The following is a 20,115-nucleotide window of genomic DNA, read 5'->3' as shown; positions in this document are numbered from 1 at the left end:
TGCCATCTTACTAAAATATAGGCCCGCCTGCAAAGAAAGCGCACCGGCGAAACCGGTTTTTGTACTATTGATCATGCCCCGTTTCCTCCATATATTCCCTGTAACGCCGGTGGACGGTTGCTTTTGAAACTTGATAGCCAAAACCGCGCATTGTCGCAGCAATCTCCTGAAAAGTCAGGCCGTTGTCCCGCAGGCGGATAATTTCTTCAACCGGCACTTCCTTCCTCTCCCTGCCGTCCGGATTCCGCTTTCCTTTTAAATTTTTTTCCGGGCGGTAGCCGTTTCTGACTGCGCGTTCCATCCCCCTTTTGATTTTTAAGTTATGCAGCTTTCGCTGGTACTCTTCAACCATGCTGACAATTTTCAACACCATTGAATCGGATTCCGAAAGTTCGAGTTCACCGTTTTGTGCATAACAATATACTTTGACCCCTTTTTTATATAAAAAATGGAGCAGTGCAATTTTTGCATTTCCTCTTCCAATCCGTGTTTCATCCTGCACCAGTACGGCGTCAACCTTTTCATTTCCAATGATATCAAGAAGTTCAAGGATGCCGGGCCTGTCCAGGTCGTAGCCGCTTGCCCGGTCGCAGATCACCCCGGCCACTTGAAAACCGCGGGAATCCGAAAGCTTCTCCAGCTCTTCCCGCTGCCTCGCCAAAGAAGTTTCCTGGCTTTCTTTTTCCGTGCTTACTCTGCAATATAAAACAACTTTCATTTTTTCGTCTCCCATTGTGATTTCATCGCAAGTTCCCTTTTATCATCCCTGATTTCATTTTTTTCTACCGGAATGACAATTTTTTCGCCGGCTTTGATCATGTTGCCGTTAATCCCATTATGGCGCTCAACCCAGCTGATAAATGCTTCCCTCGACATTTTGCCCTGTTCTGCATACTGACCGGCGATATTCCAAAGCGTCTCGCCCTCTGTAACGCTGATTTTGATATAGTGTGGGGATGGATCCCGCAGACTTCCAATCATGAAAAATCCGAAAACAAGCGCAACCCCTGCTAAAATCATAACATAGTTATACTTTTTCCATAATCGTGACATCTCCATCTTCCTCCCGCGAATATTCGTTCGTCCAATCACCAGTTCTATTATAAAACGAACGCCTGTTTTTCGTCAACATTTTTTCGAACTTACGTTTGTTTTATCTTCTGCAGTGTGATATAATAATAGCAAATAATGGCATTCCTCCCGTTTGCGTCCCCGTACGCAGCGCGGGTGCCAAACAAAACTGCGACGAGGTGGATATAATGGCAAAACTATCAAAACGGCAACAGGCGATACTTGATTTCATCAAGCATGAAGTCAAAACAAAAGGCTATCCCCCTTCCGTGCGGGAAATTGGCCAGGCAGTCGGGCTTGCTTCCAGTTCAACTGTCCATGGCCATCTCGCAAGGCTTGAAAGCAAAGGGCTGATCAGGCGCGACCCTACAAAGCCGAGAGCGATTGAAATTTTGGACCATGATGAAGAAATACCGGCCCAAAATGTTGTCAATGTGCCTATCGTCGGAAAGGTAACAGCAGGCATACCGATTACGGCTGTAGAAAATATTGAAGAGTATTTTCCGCTTCCGGAACATCTTGTCCCGTCTGACGAGTCCGTCTACATGCTGGAAATCGAAGGGGACAGCATGGTGGATGCAGGGATTTTAAACGGCGATTATGTGATTGTCCGCTCCCAGCAGACGGCAAGCAACGGGGATATCGTGGTCGCCATGACAGATGAAAATGAAGCGACAGTAAAAAGATTTTTCAAGGAAAAAGACTACTTCCGGCTGCAGCCTGAAAACCAGACAATGGAACCGATCATATTGAAAAACGTCACCATTCTCGGCGTTGTCATCGGGCTGTACAGGCAAATGGTGCACTGATCAAAAAGAGGCAGTTTCGGCTGCTTCTTTTTTAATAGAGCATATGCGAGTTTGATGGCAAAAATGCCTGTGGCACTTGAGGTTTTCCGGGCTTCCAATCTATTTTTGAAGGAAAAAACGGGGCAATTATCGGGCATTTTGTTTTTCTGAGCGTGAGATGGGAAACTGCCCGATAAACAAAAACCCCTCAAAGCCTTACGCTTCAAAGGGTTTCGTTTATTAATACATTTGCAGGTATTGGTCTCTTTCCCATTGGTGGACTTGTGTGCGGAACATATCCCATTCAATTTCCTTTGCTTCAAGGAAGTGTTCGATGATGTGATCGCCAAGGGCGTCTACCATTACTTCATCCGATTTTAAGTTTTCCAGCGCCTGCAGCAGCGTGCCCGGGAGGTCGACAATGCCGGCTTCTTCTCTTTCTTCTTTCGTCATGACATAGATGTTGCGGTCGACTGGTTCCGGCGCCTGCAATTTGTTCGCGATGCCGTCAAGCCCTGCTTTTAACAGGACGGCGAGCGCGAGGTACGGGTTCGCAGACGGGTCAACACTGCGCACTTCAACGCGCGTGCTTAAGCCGCGGGAAGCCGGAATACGCATGAGCGGGCTGCGGTTGCGGGCGGACCAAGCAACATAACAAGGCGCTTCATAACCCGGCACAAGCCGTTTATAGGAGTTCACCGTCGGATTCGTTACGGCCGTAAAGTTCGGCGCATGCTTTATGATGCCGGCGATGAACTGGTATGCCGTATCGCTCAGCTGCAGTTCTGCATCGTTCGGATCATAGAATGCATTTTCTTTTCCTTTAAAGAGCGAAAGATTGGAGTGCATCCCGGAGCCGTTCACGCCAAACAACGGTTTCGGCATAAACGTCGCATGCAGGCCGTGTTTGCGTGCAATTGTCTTGACCACCAGTTTAAAGGTCTGGATATTGTCGCATGCCCTGACAGCATCCGCATATTTAAAATCAATTTCGTGCTGGCCAGGCGCAACTTCATGGTGGGATGCTTCAATTTCAAAGCCCATTTCCTCGAGTTCCAATACGATGTCGCGCCGGCAGTTTTCGCCAAGATCTGTCGGCGCCAGGTCAAAATAGCCACCGTTGTCATTCAGCTCAAGGGTCGGTTCATTTTTTTCATTCAGCTTAAAGAGGAAGAATTCCGGTTCAGGCCCAAGATTAAAACTCGTGAAGCCAAGTTCTTCCATTTCTTTCAATACTCGCTTCAGGTTATTCCGCGGATCTCCTTCAAACGGGGTGCCGTCCGGATTATAAATATCGCAAATCAGGCGGGCAACTTTCCCTTTCTCAGCCGTCCACGGGAAAATAACCCATGTATCATAGTCCGGATACAGATACATATCCGATTCTTCAATCCGGACAAATCCTTCAATCGAAGAGCCGTCGAACATGATTTTATTGTCGAGCGCTTTTTCAAGCTGGCTGAGCGGGATTTCGACGTTTTTAATCGTCCCTAAAATATCCGTGAACTGCAAGCGGATGAATTTCACATTTTGTTCTTTGGCATTCTTCAAAATATCTTCGCGTGTAAACTTAGGCATGAACAGTATTCCTCCCTTTAGGCAATAAAAAGTATATATCTAAGCTATAAAACTAGCTTTTCAACAACGTTAATGGAAAAAACGGGGTGCATCGCTCAACCGCTGGCTCGGGCTTTGAAAACGACCGGCCTGCAGCAGTTCCTGGCGAAGCCGTTTGCGGATTTCTTTATCCGTTGCATGATTTTTGACGAGTACCGGCCCGGTTCCGCGGTGGTCGTTCATCAATAAGATTTTTTTGATACCCGCAATATTGATCCCCTGATCCAGCAAATCTTTAATATCAAGAAGCCGGTCGACATCATTTAAGGAATAAAGGCGGCGGTTGCCTTCCGTCCTTGCCGGTGTAATCAGCTCATGTTCTTCATAATAACGGATCTGCCGGGCCGTTAAATCTGTCAGTTTCATAACAGTCCCGATCGGCAAAAGCGGCATCGAACGGCGGATTTCTTTTCGACCCATGTTATACGCTCCTTTTCTATATTTTTACTATATTCGATGTGAGTTTTTTTGTCAACAAAATGTTATGTTTTCTCACACCATTTTTATTGCCCTTAGGAAGGCAAAACGAGTTTTTCGCGGATTTCCATCCATTCTACCACGTCCACGCTCTTTCTAAGGGCTTCAAGGCGGGCATCGAACTGTTCGGCAATATCGAGCAAAGCTTCCGATTGCATTTTTGCAAACTCTTCCTCCAGCCATGATCGGAACGAACCGGCAAGCTTTTCTCCCTGCACGTCAAGATACTGCTGTGCAAGCGGTTCGAACACGGCCTGCAGTTCTTCCTGCATGCCGGCTTTTCCCCCTTTTTCAAAAAAGGTGCGTGCATTTTTAAAATGGCGGAATGCCTTTTCAAAAGGCTTCAAATCCGTCTCCGAAAAAGCCGCGGGAAAATCAGGCGTAGCGTGTGCGCCCGCTTCAAACGTACTGACGGACAAATCAGGAAGCAAACGTTTTATCTCCCTGTTCCATTCCGCGCTTTGGGAGGCGAATAAATTCCGGCAATGGGCTTCAAGCCTCACATTTGTCGCCCGCATCTCCTGCGCAAAATCATAACCGACGAGTTCTGCAAGCTCCTGAAGGGCGCCCGGCAAATCTTTCGCTGCCTTTACCGTTGCCGGATTAAAAGCTTCCTTGAAAAAGTCGGCGAAGCGGTAAAAAACACGCTGTTTCACGTAATAGAGCAGCTCCTTCTGCTCCTGCATAACGCTGTCTGTGAAGAACGCCAGCTTTGTATTTTTCAAAATGGCTTCTGCCTCTTCCCGCCGTTTCCGGAGGAGTTCCCGTTTCGCTTTCTTTGTTTCAATTGATTCATTGGCATCGCGGATCACGGCATCCACCATTTCGAGGCCGCGTTCCAGCTCGTTTTGTGCGGACTGAAGCACCATATTCAGCAAATCATGGTCGAGAAATTGGCGGAACCCGGCTTCAAATTCGGCCATTTTCGCTTCCTTCCGCCTGCCTGAAAGCGCAAGCAGGCTTGATACACCATACAGGCGCGGGTTGCGGATGCCAAAATGGAGCAGCTGCCCCCTGACATAGTCCATCACTTCTTTATATTCTTCGCCGGACGAGGCAAGATCAATCGCATTGACAATAAAAAACATCTTATCCAGTTCAAATGCTTCTTTTACCCGCCCGAGCTGGATGAGAAATTCCCTGTCTGCGCGCGCGAAGGCATGGTTATAGTATGTGACGAAGAAAACCGCATCCGAGTCTTTAATATATTCAAATGCCACGCCGGTATGACGGGCATTGATCGAGTCGGCTCCGGGCGTATCGACCAGCGTAATGCCAAGCCTTGTGAACGGGCAATCATAAAACAAATCAATGGACTCAACAAAACAAGACTGGGTTTCATCGGCAACAAACCGGCGGAACGCTTCCATTCCGGCATTCAAGTTCTGCCCGGCCCGCCCGTTGAAATCAGGGAAGCCTTTCGCAAAGGCACGCAAAAAAGAGAGATGGACTTTTTCGTTTGCTTTGCCCGTTTCTTTTGCGTGCAAAGTTTCAATTTTTTCAAGCGCTTCCCCGAAAGAACGGCAGCCGAGCCCGAAAACAGCGAGCGACTTGTTGACATCTTCCAGCATCTGTGCCTCCGTTTTCAGCTGGACGGCTGCCGTTTTATGCGGATGTGCCGCATCAGGCGGGCAGATCCGGCAAATGGCCGCTGTTGTCGGATTCGGTGAAACTGGCAGCACTTTTTCGCCGGCAAGCGCGTTTGCAAAAGACGATTTTCCCGCGCTGAACGCGCCGAACAGCGCAACGGTATAGCGGCGGTTTTTCAGGCGCCTGCTTTTTGTACTGAGCGTTTCGGTATACCGTTTAAAACCGTGCTGATCTTTTAGCAGCGTAATCGCCTGCTCCATTTTGGCAAGCGCGGTTTCAAGCGGCAATGTGCCGGCTTGTTTTTCTGCCGGGGCGGAGGTTTCTGTAGCCTTGCCGGTTTCTTCCGGCTGTTTTGCATCCTTTTCCCCGCGGTACACCCGGTAATGCGCCTTTTCATCCGCCCATTCTTTCTCTATTTCAGCCAGCAGCTGTTCCGGATGTGCGGCAGGTGCTTCCAGTTCAGCCCGTTTTTCGACAAGCTGCCTTTCTATTTTTTCAAGATGCCTGTAAGCCTCTGCCAGTTCTTTTGCCTGCCCGGCCTTTTTCCGGGCCATTTTAAGCTGTTCCTCCGTTTCCAAGGCAGCCTGCTTCAGGACGGGCGCTTTCCAATCGTCCCAAGCCTGGCGGGCGGAACGTTTTATTTCGTCCGAGACATTTTCGCAATAATGGAGGATGTAGTCGCCTGTCAGCCGGGCGCCCTCTTTTACCTGGGCGGCAAGCATTGCTTCGCTGAAATCTGCTTTAAGCATGCCGGCCTGTTGTTCCAGCATTTGCGCGCCAGCGAGATGGAGCGTTTTTAAAGCTTCTTGCGCCAGCGGGCGGAGATGCCAGTCGATTTGTGCCTCAACATTGGCTTTCAGGTCGGCATAGAAATCATGGAGCCGCTGTTTTCTTGCTTCTTCGGTTTTTTTCTTCTTCGCAAAAAAACCGCCGGCCTGGAAATCTTTTTGCATGCTTTCAAGATACGCTTTTGCTTTCTCTCTCGTTTCAAACGGCATTAAATAGGCGCCGTCCAGAAGTGTTTGAAGCTTTTGCCGCGTTTCTTCCTCCCAATTTTCAATGCGGGCAAGAAGCACCCGTTCTTTTTCAAGCCACTCTTGTTCCTCTTCATATGCTTCCGCTTTCCCGGTTCCTGGGTATTTTGCAAGCACTTCCCCATATGCTGCTTTTTGCGGCGCGTACTGTACTTCAAGCCAGTCGGCATGTTCTTTTTCCAGCACGCTTAAGGATGCTTCAACAGACCGTTCCAGCCGGGCGGATTTTTCGGAAACGGCGCGGTCAATGAGCGCTTTCAGCCGGCCGAATTCATTATCGGGATGATCCGGGTCTTTTAAAGAGGTGTAAAAAATGCCACCCGGCCGGACATGCCAGGATGCAAATGCATTTTCAACCCCCCGCCGGAATGCGGAAAACGGCAGCTCTTCATTCCGGTGCTTGTCAATCTGGTTAATAATTAAATAAAGTTCAAGCCCGTGATCGAGCAGTTCTTTTGTAAAGGTAAAATTCAGTTCCGACTGGACATGGTTGTAATCCATTACATAAAAGACAAGGTCCGCCATATAAATCGCCGATTCCGTGGCAATCCGGTGCGCATCGTCGGTTGAATCGACACCCGGCGTATCCATCACCGTCAATCCCGCCGGCAAATTGGAATCAGGCTTTGTGATTTCAATTTCCTGGACATGCCCCTTTTTACAATAATCTTTGACAACTTCAAAATCATACGGCGCGTGAAAAATCAAAGGGGCTTCCCCTTTTTCATAAACAATGGCGCAGTCTTCCGTCCCCTTTTCAATTTTGACGAGATTGGCGCTCGTCGGAATCGGGCTTGACGGAAGGACACGGCTGCCTAGAAGTGCGTTAATCATGGTGGACTTGCCGGCTGAAAAATGCCCGCAAAACGCGATATGGAAATCTTCGCGGCGGACTTTTTTCAGCAGGTTTTTCGCTTTTTCCACCCTTTGTTCATCCCCGTTTTGCCGGAAATGTTCAATTAAGCTTAAAATCTGTGTTGTGTTTTTGCTTTTTTCCTGTAGTTTGGCCATCACTTTACTCCCCATTGTGTGTTGATAGCTCTATTTTAACGAATTTTTCATCGTATTCATACTATATTAAACTCATTTTTCTCCTTGCCCGGGCGAATACCGCGGGCCGCGGATAATTTTCCGGAAAGAAACCCATCATATGGCTGTATCAGGAGGTGAAAGCAGATGGGATTATTCCGTTCCCTTTCTGCCTGGCAGTCCGCACGACGCGAAAAATACTTGTCCGCGATGCAGGAACAAAACAAATGCCCGGATTGCGCCGTGCGCGGTTTTATCATGCCGGCCGCATACGAATACGCTTATCCGTTTGACTGTTCCGGGTGCAACGGAACGGGCTCCTTTCAGGAATGGCAGTCAAACCGGCAGTAGCCGCTACACTTTGGCGGCTTTTGCTTTGCTAAAATGCACGGGATTTCTCTCCCTCAGCGTGACAGCAATATGCCGGCATGTTATGATGAAGTGAAGAGAAAATAAAAGAGGTGGGGAAGAGATGTCCGAAAAGAAAGCCTGGCACATAAACGGTTTTCTCGGTATTTTAGCGATTGCCGTTTTCGCTGTTCTAGGTTTGTTTTTCCTTTTTGCCGTCAATTTTTTTGCCGGTATTGTCCTGCTTGCCATAAGCGTCCTGCTTGTCTCGGGAATTTGTGTAATCCAGCCGAACCAGGCGTTGGTTGTCACTTTTTTCGGCCGCTATATAGGCGCCATCCGGGAAAGCGGCTTTTACGTAACGGTTCCGCTCAGTGTAAGGCGGCGCGTTTCGTTGCGGGTAAGGAATTTTAACAGCGCCAAATTAAAAGTGAATGACGTGGACGGAAATCCGATTGAAATTGCCGCAGTGATCGTATTCCGTGTGGTCGATGCTGCGAAAGCCGTGTTTAATGTGGAGGACTACGAAGAATTTGTTGAGATCCAAAGCGAAACGGCGCTCCGCCATGTCGCCACAAAATACCCTTATGACAGCGCGGAGGCAGAAGGGATTTCGCTGCGCGGAAACGGGGAGGAAGTTTCCAAGCATTTAAAAGAGGAACTCCAGCCGCGCCTTGATGTTGCCGGCGTGGAAATTATGGAAGCGCGCCTCACGCACCTTGCCTACTCTACAGAAATTGCCGGCGTCATGCTGCAGCGCCAGCAGGCTTCCGCCATTCTTGCCGCCCGGAAAAAAATCGTGGAGGGGGCAGTCGGCATGGCACAGATGGCGATTGCGCAATTGGAAAAAGACGGCTTTGAACTGGATGAAGAGCGGAAGATGGTTATGATCAACAATCTGATGGTTTCGATTGTATCCGACCGGGCCGCACAGCCGGTCATCAATACCGGCAATTTAAATTAATCCGAAAAAAGCTGGACCGGAATCCGGCCCAGCTTTTTTCATCCGGTCAGGATGCCTGTGTCCCGACTTTTTTTACTTTTGCTTTTGCCTCCTGTTTATTCGGAAGGATATGGAAAAAAAGATTGAGCACAATGGCCGTCACACTGCCTGCGACAATGCCGCTTTGCGTAAGAAGCTGGATATTCGACGGCAAACCCTTGAAAATATCCGGCACCACCGTGACGCCAAGGCCGATGCCGATTGAACAGGCAATGATAAACAAGTTTTCGTTATTGGCAAAATCGACTTTGCTCAGCATTTTTATGCCTGACGCAATGACCATCCCGAACATCGCAATCATCGCCCCGCCGAGTACGGAAGACGGAATGATCGTCGTCAGGGCGCCTAATTTCGGAATCAGCCCGAAAAGGAGCAAAAAGGTTCCGGCAAGCGCCATCACGTTTTTCGATTTCACGCCAGACAGCTGGATAAGGCCGACGTTTTGAGAAAAAGCGGTGTACGGGAAAGCATTAAATAATCCGCCAAGCATAACGGCAAGGCCTTCAGCCCGGTAGCCCCTCGCAAGGTCATCTTCATGGAGCGGCTGTTTGGTGATCCCGCTTAAAGCGAAGTAGACGCCGGAAGATTCCACAAGACTGACGAGCGCCACAAGGATCATCGTGATACAAGCGCTCCACTCAAAAGTCGGCGCGCCGAAATAAAACGGCTGCACGATATGCACCCATGAGGCTTCCGCAACCGGGGCAAAGCTGACCTTTCCGAGCAGTGCAGCCGCCACGGTGCCGAGTGCCAGCCCGATTAAAATCGAGATCGAACGGATAAACCCTTTTGCAAACCGCTGCAAGAGGACAATGATGAGCAAAGTGCCGAATGAAAGGGCGATATTGGCCAGGGAGCCGAAATCTTTGCTCCCGTCTCCGCCCGCCATATCTTTCATGGCAACCGGGATGAGCGTCACGCCGATAATCGTGACAACCGACCCGGTCACAACCGGCGGGAAAAAGCGGGCCAGCTTGCTGAAAAATTTGCTGATCAAAATGACAAACAGCCCTGATACGAGAATGGCGCCGTACACAGCTGAAACGCCGTACTGCTTGCCGATTGCGATCATCGGCCCGACCGCGGTAAATGTGCAGCCGAGCATAATTGGAAGCCCGATGCCGAAAAACCGGTTTTTCCAAATTTGCAGCAGTGTCGCAAGGCCGGACATGAAAATATCAATGGAAACGAGGTACGTCAGCTGCCTGCTGTTCATCCCCAGGGAACTGCCGGTAATAATCGGCACAATGACTGCGCCCGCATACATCGCCAAAACGTGCTGGATCGCCAGTACGGTCATTTTGGTTTTTCCCGGTTTCATTTCGCATACGCCTCCTCTTGAAAGCTGACCGTGCCGTTTTCAAGCGACCGGATCGATGCGAGCGACTCCACGCGGATTCCGCGTCCGCGCAGCCTTTTTCCGCCCGGCTGGAATGCTTTTTCAATCACAATGCCGATACCGCAAAGTTCCGCCCCTGCCTGGTCGATAATATCAATCAGGCCTTCAGCCGCCTGGCCGTTTGCGAGAAAATCATCAATAACAAGCACCCGGTCACCCTGATTTAAAAAAGCGCGCGAAACGGAAATGGTATGGGTTGTTTGTTTTGTAAATGAATGGACGGAAGCTTCATATACGTCCGCGTCCTGCGTGAATGGTTTTCTTTTCCGGGCAAAAATCATCGGAACGTTTAATTCCAGTGCTGCCATTAATGCGGGCGAAATGCCGGAAGATTCGAGCGTCAAAATTTTGGTTACGCCATCCTGCTTAAACAGCCCGGCAAATGTTTCCCCGATCTGTTTCATGAGGACAGGGTCGACCTGGTGATTTAAAAAAGCGTCCACTTTCAGCACCTGGTCTGAAAGCACGATGCCGTCTTTTCTGATTTTTTCTTGTAAAGCTTTCAATGTTTTTCCTCCTCTTTCCCTTCGCTGCATTTGTCTTGATTGAAACATGCGGCCTTTAGAAAAAAAGCCCAAAGGCCGCTGCACCCACAAAAAAAGGAGTAAGCAACGCCTTTGAGCTTTTTCATGTGCAAAAAGGAAAAGGAACCATCTGCCACGTTCCCATTGCCCACCCATAGTCAGACCGTTTACGGCAGCCTGGTAGAAACTTGCGGGCCATATTCCCGCGATTATATGAGTGAATGCGTTCAGTTTTATAATAAAAGTATAATGGTATCTTTCCGTCATGTAAAGACGAAATTTCCGAACGGCGGATTTTCCATCTTTCTTTTTATTCGCGTTTTGGCAAAACGCAAGTCACATCCTACGGAATTTTTAACAGGCAATTCGGAGGACAACATGGAAAGAAAAACCGGAATATCCGCCGTTTTTTTCATCGTTCAATCAATTGCCTGTTAGGGTACGCACACCGGATAAGCGGCATACGCAAGTTTCCGGTTTTCTTTCTGAAACCGGCGGCTGCAACACTTTGTTTGTTAGCCGGAAGTTTTATCTTAATCTTTGATCCGGTATACACCGGTATATTTTTCGGTTAAATAATCAATCAAGTATTTCGGGTTGAGCGCTTCGCCAGTGGCATCGCGCAAAATATCGGCAGGTTTTTTTAATTTGCCGAACCGGTGGACATGCGCTGAGAGCCATTTCCGGATTGGCTCCAGATTGCCCGATTCCACAAGCTTGTCAAAATCCGGGAGCGATTTTAACATCGCATGTTTGAACTGGGCGGCGTACATCAGGCCGAGCGCATAAGACGGAAAATAGCCGAAATCCCCGCCGGCCCAATGCACATCCTGGAGTACGCCTTCCCCGTCATGTTCCGGCCGGATGCCAAGATAGTCCTCGTATTTCGCATTCCAGATTTCCGGGAGTTCCCCGACTTCGATTTCATCATTGAGAAGCGCTTTTTCAATTTCATACCGCACCATAATATGAAGCGGATACGTCAGCATATCGGCTTCAATTCGGATCAGGGACGGTTTCGCCTCGTTCACTGCACGATAAAATGTTTCAAGCGGCACATCATCAAACTGCCCGGATGCAAATTGTTTCAAGAGCGAATAATTTTTCTTCCAGAACGGAAAAGAACGGCCGATGATGTTTTCAAAAAACAGGGACTGTGATTCGTGTATCCCCATTGACGCGCCTTCTGCAAGCGGTGTACCCGACAGGTCTTTTGAAATATGCTGCTCATACAAAGCGTGCCCGCCTTCATGCATGACGCCGAACACATCGACACGCCAGTCGTTTTCATTATAACGTGTCGTTATCCGCACATCCCCCTGGTTGATGCCGGTTGCAAACGGATGCACCGTTTCATCCAGCCGCCCCGCCTCAAAGTCAAAGCCCATCTGCTTGAGTATTTCAAGCGTAAACGCTTTTTGCTTTTCTTTCGGGAACGGGTGAAAAAGGAATGCCGTATCCGGTTTTTCTTCCGACATACTGATTTTCTGGACAAGCGGCACAATCGCATCCTTCACTTGTTTGAACACACGGTCGAGCACATCAACTGTCATGCCCGGTTCATACAGATCGAGCAGGGGATTATACGGATGGCCTTCGTACCCCCAGTAGCGGACAAATTTCTTTTTAAATTCCACGATTTGTTCGAGATATGGCTGGAACAAGGAAAAATCTGCCTTTTCCTTTGCTTCTTCCCAAACATTCTCCGCTTTCGAGACGAGCACCGTATAAGCCTGGTATTCGTTAGGCGGGATTTTTTTGCTGCGTTCGTATGTTTTCCGGCATTCTTCCAATGTACCAGCTGTCCGTTCCGACAATTGCTGCTGATGCGGCAAAAGCTTCTCCAAAAATTCAGCCATTTCTTTTGAAGTTTGCATGTCAAAGACTTCGCCCGATAAAATGCCGATCACTTCCGCACGCTGCCCGACGCCTTTTTTCGGCGCGCCGGTCCGCAAATCCCAGTATATAAGGGCAAGTGCTTCTTCATAAGCTTTGATTTTTTTGACATACGCCAAAAAGTCCTGCTCCAGTTTTTCAATCGGCTCTGTTCCCATCATCATACCTCCCGTCAAATCACTTGCACGTCCATCTTACCATGTTTCACGCAGCGCACAAACGATAACCATTCCGTTTGCTTACGTTTCCGTTTTCCGCGGCGGGCGCGGCCCCCAAAACTGATACAGATCGGTTTTGATCGGCCCGTTGTAAAGCTTTCTTTTTTTCGTCGCTTTTTTGCCGTATGCGCGTTCAAACTGTTCGTCCGCAGTCAAAATATAAACCGACCACGTGTCAAGCCTGGCAAATGCACGGCCCATCTCCCTGTACATGTTTTCCACTTCCGCCCGTTCGCCGATTCTCTCGCCGTACGGCGGATTGCCCACAATCGTGCCGTATGCTTCCTGCGCCGTAAAATCGGCCACCTGCATCTGTTTAAACGTGACGATGCCGCCAAGCCCTGCCTCATTGGCGTTTTGCCGGGCGATTTCAACCATCCCGGGGTCGATATCCGAACCGGCGATGTCAAGCGGCTGGTCGTACCGGGCGAGATCTTCTGCTTCTTCGCGCGCTTTTTCAAAGACGGCTTCACTCATCCACGGCCATGTTTCGCATAGAAAATCGCGGTTAAAACCCGGTGCAATATTTTGCCCGATGAGCGCAGCTTCGATCGGAATTGTGCCGGAACCGGAAAACGGATCGCGAAACGGCCGGTCCGGATGCCAGTTTGTCAGCCGGATAAGCGCAGCGGCAAGCGTTTCTTTGATCGGCGCCGGCCCTTGCGCCGCGCGGTAGCCGCGTTTATGCAGCCCGGCCCCGCTTGTATCGATCGTAATGGTGGCCACGTCTTTCAATAACGCCACTTCTATTTTAAAAAGCGGGCCGTTTTCCTCAAACCAGCTCGTTCCTTTATAACGGGACTTCAGCCGTTCAACGATTGCTTTTTTGACAATTCCCTGGCAGTCCGGGACGCTGAACAGCTTTGACTTGACCGATTTTCCGGTGACGGGAAACTCGGCATCGCTCGGCAGATAATCCTCCCAGGGAACCGCTTTTGTCCCTTCAAACAGTTCGTCGAAAGTTTCCGCCTTAAATTCGGCAGCTTTGATTTTCACGCGGTCCGCGCATCTCAGCCAGAGATTGGCACGGGCAATCGCCGATTCATCCCCGACAAATTCAATTTTCCCGTTTTCCACCGTACAGTCGTAGCCGAGTGAACGTACTTCTTTTGCAACAAGCGCCTCAATCCCCATTGCGCTTGTCGCGATCAATTGAAAGCCAGACATTTTCCCACCATCTCTCATCTTATATTTCTTATTGTGCGGCATTCAGTACCGGATAACCCCGTTTTAAAAAATTATGTATAAAAAAGGCCGGGCGCCTGCTGTATATCTAAATACCGCAGCGCCGGCCCGATTCTTTCGATTCAGCCAGAATAACGTTCTGTAAGCCATGTTCTGTACCTTTGTACTGCAAACGATGTGGCGCCATCTCGTACGAAGGCGGTAATCATCTATCTACAAGCAATACGCTTGTCTCTTTCCTCGTTCATTTCCTCAGAAAGAGTGCCTCTACCATGATTTGAGTTGCTCGCTTGCGGGGTTTACCTCGTTCCACCTTTACGGTTTCCCGTAAAGCTCCGTCACTGTGGCACTTTCAAGGGTACTCCGCCATTGCCTGAAGGTTTAGGCGTTTTCCCTGCCGTCAGCCTTGAACCAAGGCTGCCCTGGCTTATGAATTCGCCAGGCACAAACACTACGGGCATCTCAGCACCGTGCGAGCATGGACTTTCCTCAACAGCCGTTTCCAGGCTGCAGCGATTACCCGAACGTTATTCACAACGCTTATCTATTATATAAAAAGAAACCGGGACTTGCAAGCTGTAATTTTTAACGGTTGTGCCAATTTCTTCCCCCTGTATTGCCATACCGGGTTCGGGCAAGCGATGGTCTGTTTATTTATGCCGCTTCCCCGGGCCCTTTCCGCAGAAAAATTTCACACATTTTTTGAGCTGGCTATTCATTTAATTTGTTGCCGAAAACATGTTTTTCAAGATTGGACAGCCGTTTTAAAATATCGAAATTCGTTGTCCCGGTCATTTGCTGTACAGGCTGCCGTTTTGTCAGTTCTTCCGCCTGCTTTTTGAGCCGGAGGTTTTCCTGCTGGAGCTCCTCAATCGTCTGATTAAACGTTTCATAATCTTTTATGATCAGATCCAGAAATTTGTCTACTTCTTCCTGCCGGTAGCCTCTGACAGCCGTTTTAAACTCTTTTTCCAAAATGTCTTTCGCCGTCAATTTAATTTGATCCGATAACATGTTTGCACCACCTTACATCTCCCAGACATAATTTCATTTTTTCAAAAACCTTTTTATTTGTCAACTGTACCACAGCTGCCTAAAAATCTGTCTGTTCTTCTTCTATTATTGCCTGTAAATCGTAAAAGTCAATGATGCGGATGTCATACGAATGCGATTCGCTGAACTTTTTTGCAGCTTCGAACAAATATTTCGGGGACCCTTCGCGTTCTTCATCATACACAATCATCAGGCAGTCGCTTTTATGTAAGAAAATCCGGTTTTTATTGCGGAACTGCTGCGGGCTTTCATACGGCCTTTTCGAGATGGCGGCAACAAAATCGGCTTGGGAAAGCACCATTTCGTAGTATTCTTTTTGTTCGTCTTTCCACTTTTCTTCCTGCCCTTCAAAAGGCATTAACACAGCGAGTTTCAGTTCCGGATATTCCGCTTGCAGATCAAAAACGGTTTCAGCGGCCCAAAGTTCGGTGCCCTGCTGCCCGGAAATAAGGACCCATTCGTACCCTTCATCGAGCAATTCCAGCAACCGTCTTCTGATTGCCGTTTGAATATAGCGAATACCCGGGTGGTCCGTCCCGAATATCCCCAGTTCATACGGTTTATAGCCTGTAATGGCGACAACTTTTTCCAATGGATTACGCTCCTTTTGTTTTCCTAAAAGCAGGACGGCAAGGATTGCCCTTGCCGTCCATTTGTCAGCAGCACTTCGGCCCGTGCGGCCTGACTGGATCAAAAAAGTTGCAGACCGTTCCCGGATCGGTTTGATTGACATACGATTCCGTGTGCGGAAAGTAGTTTTGCTGATGAAATACATGGTGATTCACATGGGTTGTATGCGTCGGGAAAACATGCGGCACGATGACATCCTGGACGGTGTGCGTAACGCAGCATTTTGTCGGATGCACAACAGCCGGCATGATCCGCGGCGGGCAATGGTGGTGAAACATGTTCCGATCTCCTTTCATCATCAGACGTCTTTTTTCTTACACTACTAACCTATGACTCGGAAAGGGAACATGTACTAATGAAAAAACCCAATTTGCATTTCTTTATTTCACTCCACGCCTCCCAATGCAGGGAGCGGCCCGAAGCCCGTTTTCCCGGCCTCTTTACATTTCCTTTTAATCAACACCTATTTTAACGGGGCTTTTGGCGGGCTACAATCACAACATACGAAAATCGACAAAGGGCGCGCATTTTTCTCTGATCCAAAAGAAACCGACAAATCCCAACAAGGGGCGTTCCAAAATCCCGGACTCCTCGTCGAATCATGCGCTTGCCCAGGAAATAGCGGTTAAAAACCGGTTCTTTTCCCGGGCATTTCCTTGCTGAAAGAGGATCTCGCCGGGATTTGGGCTTTCCGGTACAGCCGTAAAAGGCGTTTTTCCGTTTCCAAACAGCATTTTTTCCATTTCCCATAACCGAATCTGCCGTACTTTTGATAAATTTCCAGGCCTTTTTCGGCATAGCGGACGGCTTGCAAAAGGTCTTTTTCCTTGTGTTCATACAGTTTGGAGAGCTCAATGCATGCTTCGGCTCTTATCGTATCCGGCGCTTTTTCGGCTAATTCCGCCCAGAGCATTCCGGCTTTTCTGTATGCTTTTTGTTTTTTATACTGGAAGGCCAGGCGGTGTTTGGCAGCCAGATCATTCTCGCCGGCGGCCGCTTCAAAACTTTTCACCGCAGCATCATCTTCGCCGATATATTCAAACCATTTCCCGACAAGCCGTTTTTCCTTTGCCGTCTGGTCCGGGTCGGCCTCTAGAATTTGAAACGTAAGGTGGGTGTACAAAGAAATGAGCGATAAAATGTCCTCTTCGTTATGGCGGATGACGCCAAGCAGGCCTTCCGGATTTTTGCGCTCAACGAAATCAAAATAAATCATCGGCGCCAGGTATCCCGGAATATCCTCTTCGCGTTCCACTCCCAGAATTTCGCGCTCCACATTCGCTAATTTCACGGACCCGAGTTCATCTTTCCACAGCCTTTTTGCCGCGTGGTACAAATCAAAATGGCCAAATTCAGGTAGACGCGGCACGTGGTCGCGGATCAGCGTATGGCGCGTCTTCACCTGGGGCCAGTCAAACGCCTTCCCGTTATAAGTAACGAGCGCAGTGTAATCGATATTTTCCAGGAAGCTGTAGTAAAGCGGCACTTCAAGCCCCGGCTCCGGAAGAATATGCTGTTTTAAAATGACATTTTCTTCGGTAAAGGAAGCGTATCCGAGCAAAAAAATCGTGTTGCCCGCCCCTCCCCCGAGGCCGGTCGTTTCGGTATCGAAAAAAAATAAATCAGACGGGCTGTACCCTTTGGCGGATAAAGGGTGGCGGACCGGCTTTTGCTGCCACAGTTTGATGGCGTCAAAATAGTCGCGAAAAGCATATTTGCCGTGCTTTGTTTCAAGCGGGTAGCGGACTTCACGGATCAGGCAGTAATCGCCATCCAAATCATACAGCGAGACGCCCGCCTTTTCCCACATTTCAAAGAAAGGGACAGAATCGGCCCGGGATGCTTCCGCCCGTTCGCCAGGCTCCGGCTGGTCCCTCACGATATGGTTTTTCATCCGGTTTAATTTATCTTTTAATCCCGGCATGATGCCTTCCTCCTTTGATCGCCCCGAGCCAGAAATCAAACAGCCGGACGGCGGCCTGTTTTGCGCCCGCGGCAGCCGTTTCCGCGCCTGTACAGGAAGGGCATCCGTCTTCGCAAGGGCAGTTTACAACCATCGCTCTTGCAGATTCCAAAATTTTCCTTGCCCCGCCATAGATTTTTTCACTCAGGCCGATGCCGCCCGGATACCGGTCATACAAAAAGATTGTCGGCTTTTCGTCATGGATTGCTTTCACCTGGGGCACAGCCTGGATATCATGGGCATCACACATGGCAAAAAGCGGCGCAATCGACTGGAGTGCGTGCGCAGCACCGGCAAGCGCCCCCTCCAGCAAATGTTTTGGCACCGCATCTTCCCCCATGGAAAACCAAACGGCATTTGTGTGCAGTTCCATTTCCGGAAGGTGGATCGGCCCCGAGCCAATGTTTTCATGCGTGTTAAATTTAATTTTTTTGAAAATCGTCGGCATCGCCCGGACCATCACATCCCCATAGCCGATTTTGGCATCTTGCAAAACGGTCTCTCGGTCCTGTTCCAGCACTTTCAGCTCCACCGCCAGATTGGCATCCGTGTAATAATCAACAGCGACTTCACGGACAAAGGCTTTTTTCTCTTCCCAGTCCAGCTTTTCAACCTGATACTGCACCGCCTGATGCAAATAAATCGCCTCTTCATGGAGCAATGTCATCGCGCTGAACTGGTCCATTTCACCGATCACGCGCACATCCGGCGCATGGGTTGTATCGATAATGACGACATTTTCCTGCGATGCGGAACGAAGGCTGATATTATGGGCCGGAAAAGCATCATTCATCCAGTACCACGCATCCCCGCGGCGGTGGAGAATCCGTTCATCCGCCAAAAACTCGAGCACGTCCTCGATTTCAACGCCGCCAAACGTTTCCCCTTTTTTAAACGGCAGTTCGTATGCCGCGCATTTGACATGGTCCACTAAAATGACAAGATTATCGGGGTTGATGCGCGCCGTCTCCGGGGACCGGTTGAAAAAGAAGCCCGGATTGCGGATGATGTACTGGTCAAGCGGGCTTGAGCCGGCAACAAGGATGACAAGCGATTCCCCCTGCCTTCTTCCTGCGCGCCCGGCCTGCTGCCAGGCGCTCGCAATCGTGCCCGGATAGCCGGTCATAATACAGACCTGGAGCTGGCCGATATCGACACCGAGCTCGAGGGCGTTCGTGCTGACAATCCCGTATATGTCCCCGTTTCTTAACCCCTGCTCGATTTTCCGCCGCTCGGTTGGAAGGTATCCTCCCCTGTAGCCCATGATCGACTTTTCCCCGAGTTCGTCTTTAACGATTTCCTGCAAGTATTTTAAGATGATTTCGACGCGCACACGGCTTCTTGCAAAAACAATCGTCTGAATTTTGTTTTTCAAAAGTTCCCCTGCAATTTTCCGGACTTCAAGTGTGGCGCTTCTCCGGATGTTCAGCGGCTTGTTCACAAGCGGCGGGTTGTAAAAAAGAAAATGCTTCGTTCCGCTCGGCGCGCCGTTTTGGTCAATCAGTTCCATTTTTTTGCCGGTTAGCTTTTCCGCCAGCTCTTTCGGGTTTTGAATCGTCGCGGACGTGCAAATAAAAACCGGATCGCTCCCGTAATAACGGCAAATCCGCTTTAATCTGCGCAACACATTGGCAACATGGCTGCCGAACACGCCGCGGTATATATGCAGTTCGTCGATCACCACGAATCTTAGATTTTCAAAAAACGACACCCATTTTGTATGGTGGGGCAAAATGGCGGAATGCAGCATATCCGGATTGGTGATGACGATATGGCCGGCTTTGCGCACGCGCTGCCGGATATTTGAAGGCGTATCCCCGTCATATGTATAACTGTTTACAGGTACGCCGGCTTCTTCAATCATTTCGTTTATTTCACTTTTCTGGTCCTGCGCGAGCGCTTTTGTCGGGAACATATAAAGCGCGCGTGCATCCGGGTTTTGAAGGATGGTCTCGAGCACGGGTAGATTATAGCAAAGCGTTTTGCCTGATGCAGTCGGGGTAACGGCCGTAAAATCTTTTCCTGCCATGGCAAGCTGATATGCCTCTGCCTGGTGGGTATACAATGACGAAATCCCTCTTTTTTCCAGCGCCGAAAGTACAGCCGGTGTGATGCTGCCAGGAAAAGGCACCGTTACAGCCGGCTTTCCTTCAATCGTATGCCAATGGACGATCCGCTCCTGGAAAGAACGGTCCATCCGCAATTGCGCCAATATTTCCTGCAAATTCTTTTTTTTGAACAACTTTCCTCACCCCGCTATCTATTATAGCGAATAGACGTTCGTTTTCAA

17 protein-coding genes, 1 other RNA gene and 1 riboswitch are annotated in these 20,115 nt (G+C 49.2%); of the genes, 3 read left to right on the top strand and 15 right to left on the bottom strand.

The features are described 5' to 3' along the window. Positions 1-64 precede the first annotated feature (64 nt). Entirely contained in the window at positions 65-718 is a 654-nt protein-coding gene (locus IC21_RS03680; RefSeq protein ID WP_013859450.1) for a YneB family resolvase-like protein, read from the bottom strand. Beyond that, positions 715-1,053 (bottom strand): cell division suppressor protein YneA, encoded by a 339-nt coding sequence (gene yneA, locus IC21_RS03675; RefSeq protein WP_029141483.1) that lies wholly within the window; start codon positions 1,051-1,053, stop codon positions 715-717. The genes IC21_RS03680 and yneA overlap by 4 nt, the downstream gene beginning before the upstream one ends. Before the next feature lie 206 nt (positions 1,054-1,259). Between yneA and lexA the strand changes: the two genes are divergently transcribed. Continuing rightward, complete coding sequence (gene lexA / locus IC21_RS03670) at positions 1,260-1,880, top strand: transcriptional repressor LexA (protein WP_017553015.1); 621 nt, start codon at positions 1,260-1,262, stop codon at positions 1,878-1,880. Positions 1,881-2,099: 219 nt separating this feature from the next. On the opposite strand, the gene glnA is transcribed toward lexA, so the two are convergent. The 3 genes from glnA to IC21_RS03655 form a co-directional block, all read right to left on the bottom strand. After that, entirely contained in the window at positions 2,100-3,437 is a 1,338-nt protein-coding gene (gene glnA / locus IC21_RS03665) for a type I glutamate--ammonia ligase (RefSeq protein ID WP_029141484.1), read from the bottom strand. Positions 3,438-3,506: 69 nt separating this feature from the next. After that, positions 3,507-3,896: a MerR family transcriptional regulator gene (locus IC21_RS03660; protein ID WP_029141485.1), complete on the bottom strand. Its 390-nt coding sequence runs from the start codon at positions 3,894-3,896 to the stop codon at positions 3,507-3,509. A 92-nt stretch (positions 3,897-3,988) separates the two neighbouring features. After that, positions 3,989-7,588, bottom strand: coding sequence for a dynamin family protein (locus tag IC21_RS03655; RefSeq protein ID WP_029141486.1), 3,600 nt, complete (start codon positions 7,586-7,588; stop codon positions 3,989-3,991). 165 nt (positions 7,589-7,753) lie between these two features. Here IC21_RS03655 and IC21_RS03650 point away from each other — a divergent pair, with 165 nt between their 5' ends. Together IC21_RS03650 and IC21_RS03645 are read left to right on the top strand one after the other, a co-directional pair. After that, positions 7,754-7,957, top strand: coding sequence for a hypothetical protein (locus IC21_RS03650; RefSeq protein WP_029141487.1), 204 nt, complete (start codon positions 7,754-7,756; stop codon positions 7,955-7,957). A gap of 121 nt (positions 7,958-8,078) precedes the next feature. Continuing rightward, entirely contained in the window at positions 8,079-8,918 is an 840-nt protein-coding gene (locus tag IC21_RS03645) for an SPFH domain-containing protein (RefSeq protein WP_029141488.1), read from the top strand. 46 nt (positions 8,919-8,964) lie between these two features. On the opposite strand, the gene IC21_RS03640 is transcribed toward IC21_RS03645, so the two are convergent. The 10 genes from IC21_RS03640 to IC21_RS03600 all read right to left on the bottom strand — a co-directional run bounded on the left by IC21_RS03640 (position 8,965) and on the right by IC21_RS03600 (position 20,022). After that, positions 8,965-10,278, bottom strand: a complete 1,314-nt coding sequence (locus IC21_RS03640) for a nucleobase:cation symporter-2 family protein (RefSeq protein WP_029141489.1) — start codon at positions 10,276-10,278, stop codon at positions 8,965-8,967. After that, positions 10,275-10,862 (bottom strand): xanthine phosphoribosyltransferase, encoded by a 588-nt coding sequence (locus IC21_RS03635; protein WP_017553021.1) that lies wholly within the window; start codon positions 10,860-10,862, stop codon positions 10,275-10,277. The genes IC21_RS03640 and IC21_RS03635 overlap by 4 nt, the downstream gene beginning before the upstream one ends. A gap of 153 nt (positions 10,863-11,015) precedes the next feature. Continuing rightward, positions 11,016-11,117: riboswitch (purine riboswitch) on the bottom strand. A 296-nt stretch (positions 11,118-11,413) separates the two neighbouring features. Beyond that, positions 11,414-12,934, bottom strand: coding sequence for a carboxypeptidase M32 (locus IC21_RS03630; RefSeq protein WP_029141490.1), 1,521 nt, complete (start codon positions 12,932-12,934; stop codon positions 11,414-11,416). Positions 12,935-13,015: 81 nt separating this feature from the next. Then, positions 13,016-14,161, bottom strand: coding sequence for a THUMP domain-containing class I SAM-dependent RNA methyltransferase (locus IC21_RS03625; RefSeq protein WP_029141491.1), 1,146 nt, complete (start codon positions 14,159-14,161; stop codon positions 13,016-13,018). 155 nt (positions 14,162-14,316) lie between these two features. Next, positions 14,317-14,707: RNase P RNA component class B (gene rnpB, locus IC21_RS16105), an RNA gene on the bottom strand. Between the two features lie 183 nt (positions 14,708-14,890). Beyond that, positions 14,891-15,193, bottom strand: coding sequence for a cell division regulator GpsB (gene gpsB, locus IC21_RS03620; RefSeq protein ID WP_019720918.1), 303 nt, complete (start codon positions 15,191-15,193; stop codon positions 14,891-14,893). A gap of 79 nt (positions 15,194-15,272) precedes the next feature. Then, a complete protein-coding gene (locus tag IC21_RS03615) occupies positions 15,273-15,824 on the bottom strand; it encodes an SLOG family protein (protein WP_029141492.1) in 552 nt (183 codons plus the stop codon). Positions 15,825-15,888: 64 nt separating this feature from the next. Beyond that, positions 15,889-16,140, bottom strand: coding sequence for a CotD family spore coat protein (locus IC21_RS03610; protein ID WP_017553027.1), 252 nt, complete (start codon positions 16,138-16,140; stop codon positions 15,889-15,891). Between the two features lie 347 nt (positions 16,141-16,487). Next, on the bottom strand, positions 16,488-17,786 hold the full coding sequence (locus IC21_RS03605) for a ribonuclease H-like domain-containing protein (protein WP_029141493.1): 1,299 nt from the start codon (positions 17,784-17,786) through the stop codon (positions 16,488-16,490). After that, positions 17,767-20,022, bottom strand: a complete 2,256-nt coding sequence (locus tag IC21_RS03600; RefSeq protein ID WP_050996474.1) for a DEAD/DEAH box helicase — start codon at positions 20,020-20,022, stop codon at positions 17,767-17,769. The genes IC21_RS03605 and IC21_RS03600 overlap by 20 nt, the downstream gene beginning before the upstream one ends. Positions 20,023-20,115 lie beyond the last annotated feature (93 nt).

Source organism: Heyndrickxia coagulans DSM 1 = ATCC 7050 (assembly GCF_000290615.1).
Taxonomy (GTDB): domain Bacteria; phylum Bacillota; class Bacilli; order Bacillales; family Bacillaceae_C; genus Weizmannia; species Weizmannia coagulans.
This window is presented reverse-complemented; position numbering and strand designations above follow the sequence as displayed.